The 3015-nt window shown below is 69.2% G+C and carries 4 protein-coding genes; 1 reads left to right on the top strand and 3 read right to left on the bottom strand.

Features of this window, described 5'->3' with window-relative positions; translation table 11 throughout:
* Both FNH04_RS43930 and FNH04_RS43925 read right to left on the bottom strand, forming a co-directional pair.
* Positions 1-518: phosphatase PAP2 family protein (locus tag FNH04_RS43930; RefSeq protein WP_152791827.1), on the bottom strand; the 518-nt coding region annotated here is incomplete at its 3' end.
* Positions 519-751: 233 nt separating this feature from the next.
* A complete protein-coding gene (locus tag FNH04_RS43925) occupies positions 752-1759 on the bottom strand; it encodes a C40 family peptidase (protein ID WP_152791826.1) in 1008 nt (335 codons plus the stop codon).
* 231 nt (positions 1760-1990) lie between these two features.
* On the opposite strand from FNH04_RS43925, the gene FNH04_RS43920 reads away from it, so the two are divergent.
* On the top strand, positions 1991-2248 hold the full coding sequence (locus FNH04_RS43920; RefSeq protein WP_152791825.1) for a DUF397 domain-containing protein: 258 nt from the start codon (positions 1991-1993) through the stop codon (positions 2246-2248).
* A gap of 11 nt (positions 2249-2259) precedes the next feature.
* Here FNH04_RS43920 and FNH04_RS43915 read toward each other — a convergent pair.
* A partial coding sequence (locus FNH04_RS43915; protein ID WP_152791824.1) for an ABC transporter permease occupies positions 2260-3015 on the bottom strand: 756 nt, incomplete at its 5' end.

Raw genomic sequence — 3015 nt, 5'->3', positions numbered from 1 at the left:
CCCATGTACACCCGGCAGAACCCTTCGAGCAGCCCCAGCCCCAGCCCCGCCAGCCCGAACTTCCGGTTCGCGACGAACAACGCCACCGCCATGGCCATGGTCAGCGTCGCGTGGTCGCTCACGAACGAGTAGTCGGTCTTCCCGGAGACCAGCACCTCCAGCCCCTCGTGGTCCACGAAGGGCCGAGGCCGCTCGACGAAGCCCCGTATCGGAACGTTCACCAGCACCGCGATCGCCGCGGCGATCGGCGCCCACACCAGCGCGGCCACGGACGACGCGGCCTCGTCCCCGCCCCGCCGCCGCACACTCCACCAGCACCACAGCACCAGCAGCACCATGGCGAACAGCAGCCCGTACTCACCCACGAACCCCATGACCCGGTCGAACCAGGTCGGGGCAGCCTTGGCCAGGCCATTGATGTCGTAGAGCAGACTGACGTCGGGGTTGGACCCGGACTCGGCGAGATACACCCCGGAAGGCGCTCCGACGTACGCCCCGGCTTCGGCGAATGCAGCCATCGTGCAGCGGCCCCTTCGTCGTCTGTTCCATGCTCGGCGGCCGCACCCGTACGTGCGCCGCTGTGGCCACCCCCGTGGTCGTAGGCGTCGTCACGCGTCGAAGCGCTACGAGAAAAGGAACGCACATTCCTCTTCTCTTCGTTCCTCACTCCACTGAATGATCACTCAGACGTTATCGAAGAGAGATACGTCCGTGCAGCTCAGGGCAGGGGTTCACAGAGGATTACGCGGCCTCACACCCGGGTGGGCAACGCTTTCGCGCCATCTTCGGTGACCCGAGTTGCCCCGAAGTAATCCGGAGTGTCGATCGGAGTGAAGCGAATCACCGCACCCGTCCGCGGTGCGTCGATCATGTACCCGCCCCCCACGTAGATCCCCACGTGCCGGATCGCCCGCGAGTTCGTGAGGTCGTCGGAGAAGAAGACCAGATCGCCCGGCAGCAGCTCGTCCCGCCTGGGATGCGGCCCCGCGTTGTACTGGTCGTTGGCGACGCGGGGCAGCGTGACCCCCACACTCGCGTACGCGGCCTTGGTGAGCCCCGAGCAGTCGAAGCGCCCACCGTCCTCGGGCGTCCCGTCGCCGCCCCAGAGGTACGGCGTCCCGAGCTTGTCCTGCGCGAACGAGATGGCCCCCGCGGCCTGCTCCGACGGATCGACCCTGGCCACCGGCGCGGCGAAGCTCTCCTGCAGGGTCGTGATCGTCTTCACGTAGTTCTGGGTCTCCTTGTACGGCGGCACGCCCCCATACTTGATCACCGCGTACGCGCCCGCGTTGTAGGCGGCGAGCATGTTGTGCGTGGGGTTCCCTGGCGCGTCCTTCACGTACTTCGCGAGCGTGCAGTCGTATGACGCGGCCGACGGGATCGCGTCCTTCGGATCCCATACGTCCCGGTCGCCGTCACCGTCCCCGTCGATCCCGTGCGTGGCCCACGTCCCCGGGATGAACTGCGCTATCCCCTGTGCCGCGGCCGGGCTCTGCGCCTTCGGGTTGAACCCGCTCTCCTGGTACAACTGCGCGGCCAGCAGGGCCGGGTTGATCGCGCCGCACAGATTGCCCCACTTCTGCACGAGCGCGCTGTACGCGGCCGGAACGGCCCCCTTGGCGAGCGCGACGGCCCCCTTGCCCACGCCGCCCGCGAGGTTCCCGGCGACCAGGTACACACCGACGACGAGGAGCATGACAAAGCTGAGACCGGCACCGAGGAAGGCGATCGCCACGATCCATGCCTTACGCACCGTCAACCGCTCCTCACCGTCCGGGAGTCCATCGAACGAAGTGTAGAGGCGGCCCGGCGATGGCGGAATGATCACTCGCCGCGCATGGCTGACGGACGCTCAACGGCAAGGCCGAATCCGGTCACGACTTGCCGCACCAAGGCCCACAGCAGCTTACGCAGGGTGCGGTTCCAGAGCGGCGATACCGTTGCTCAGCCCAAGAAGGACCCTCCGTACCCAGCTCAGGAAGGACCCCGCATGCCTGACATCCCCCCCGACCTCGACTGGATCCGAGCCGCCCCCGAAGACGCCACCGGCCCCGGCCCCTGGATCGAGATCGCGTTCACCGAGAGCGAGGACCCCGAGGCGCCCGTCTACATCAGGGAGACGAGCGACCCGGACAACGTCGTGACGACCAACCGCCGCAAGTGGGACGCCTTCGTACTGGGCGTACAGGCGGGCGAGTTCGACCACTTCGTGGAGGGGGTGGAGCTGGACACCACCCCCGGGAAGTGAGCTACGTGACCTCACTCGTTGCGCAGCACCTCCGCCACCGGCAGCCGCGCGGCGCCCCGCGCCGGGACGTACGCGCCCAGGACCGCGATCACGAGGCCGGCCGAGGCCGGCCCGGCCTGGGCGAGCGGCTGCCAGACGTCCGTCATGTACGACGGCAGGGTGAGGTCCACCGCCTCCGCCATCCGCGGTACGACCAGGTGGTGGCCCACCACACCCAGCGGGACACCGAGCAGGGAGCCGAGCGCGCCGAGTACCGCCATCGACGTCACCGTCATGGCCGTGACCTGCCGTGGCGTCATACCGATGGGCTTGAGCATCCCCAGGTCGCGGCGGCGGTCGCGGGTGTTGAGGACGACCGTGTTGAAGACGCCGAGGGACGCGACCACGGCGAGCATCAGGGTGAGGACCGCCGCGGAGCCGACGATGGTCTGGGTCGTGGTGTCGGGGCCCCGCGGTGACGGGCTGATCCCCGGATCGGCGGCCCTGGCCGCGCGCGCGTAGGCGTCCGGATCGGCGCTGTCGCGCAGCTTCACGTGGTAGGCGATGGGCTTCTCGCCCGGGGACAGGGCCGTCATCGTCGACCGGTCGGTGACCAGGAGCCGGGTGTCGACCTCCATGAACTCCCCGACGACGACCACCTTCTCGCTCCGGTCGCCCTTCTCCAGGCAGAGCTCGTCGCCGAGGCGCAGGCCGTTCCGGCGCAGGAAGGCCGACGCGGCCACGGCCTCGCCGGTACCGCGCAGCCGCCGCCCCCCCCCCCCCCCGGG

The organism is Streptomyces phyllanthi (genome assembly GCF_009377205.1).
Classification (GTDB): Bacteria; Actinomycetota; Actinomycetes; order Streptomycetales; family Streptomycetaceae; genus Streptomyces; species Streptomyces phyllanthi.
Note: the sequence above shows the minus strand (reverse complement) of the source record. Positions and strands in the feature narration are given on the sequence as shown.

Coding starts and splice junctions, on each gene's coding strand:
- FNH04_RS43920 (WP_152791825.1), top strand. CDS start 1,991: ATGCCTGACATCCCCCCCGACCTCGACTGGATCCGAGCCGCCCCCGAA.